1 protein-coding gene and 1 pseudogene are annotated in these 1139 nt (G+C 35.0%); one reads left to right on the top strand and one right to left on the bottom strand.

The features are described 5' to 3' along the window. A pseudogene (locus tag K9V48_RS28105) lies at window positions 1–328 on the bottom strand (IS6 family transposase); the annotation flags it as partial. 165 nt (window positions 329–493) lie between these two features. Between K9V48_RS28105 and K9V48_RS28100 the strand changes: the two are divergent. Then, complete coding sequence (locus K9V48_RS28100; RefSeq protein WP_224142327.1) at window positions 494–688, top strand: hypothetical protein; 195 nt, start codon at window positions 494–496, stop codon at window positions 686–688. The last annotated feature ends 451 nt before the right edge of the window (window positions 689–1139 follow it).

The following is a 1139-nucleotide window of genomic DNA, read 5'->3' as shown; positions in this document are numbered from 1 at the left end:
TTTGCTTAAATAAAAATCAATCGTATTTCCTTCTGAATCAACGGCACGATATAGGTACATCCATTGACCATTGACTTTTACATACGTCTCATCGACTCGCCAAGAATCATTGGTTGGCTTAAGATGAACGCCGTACCCGCTCATCTAATTCAGGACCATATTGATGAACCCAACGCATGATGGTTGTATGAGCAATTGGTAATCCGCGTTCTTCCATCATTTCGACTAAATCACGAAAACTGAGGTTCTACCGTAGGTACCATCTCACGGTTAATAAAATAATATCAGGTTGATAATGTTTCCACTTGAATAGAGTTTGCTTTTCCATACTGATCATGTCCTTTTTTAGAGTAATAGTATCAGTATGTCCAAGATTTAGAGATTACTTGCAATCAATTTAATCTTTTTGCACTAGAACCGTGTATATTGTACTAATTTTAGCAGGAAATCATTTCCTTTTTGTCGAATGAAGTAGATGAAAGGGGAGATTAAAATGCTAAAGAGATACACAGTCAGAATATTTTTTACGAGTGGGAAAGATATTTCTCTTGAAATGGGAGGGAAATCAGAAGCAGAAGTAATTAAACGTGTGCAAAGCGATGGCTGGTTATCCAATGATAACGGAACATATAGAACGCAAGTAAATATCAATAATATAACTCACTTTACTGTTATGCAGAATGACTAGAAGCATCCATTTAGGGTGCTTTTTGTATGGGCTTGCACACATGGTAAAAAGGGAGACTAAAGAAAAGATTCATAACGCTATGTGGTGTTACTTCTCTTTTCCAGTATCATAACCTTAAAAAAGCGGGTAGCTAATGCTACTCGCTTTCCTTGTAGAACAAAACCACTTGTTTAAACATTATTTTGTCGAATAAAAGTTAAAGGGTTTCGTATAAATTCTAATAAATTAAGGTATTAAAGTGCAATGGTAAATTACACCTAATTTGAACCTTGTTGATACTCGCAATCGAGGATTTTTTGTATATAAAGGTGCCATAACTTAAAAGTTTTGACACTGTTTTTCTAGTACTGTCACTTTGACCGATAATTTGCGTTTATTTTAAGTGTTATTTTGCACGTCCAACTTTAAAACCCAGCTACCTTCACATGAGAAGATTAGCTGGGTTTCTTAA

This window comes from Metabacillus rhizolycopersici, from assembly GCF_020075705.1.
The sequence above is the reverse complement of the archived record's forward strand: the minus strand, read 5'-3'. Positions and strand labels throughout refer to the sequence as shown.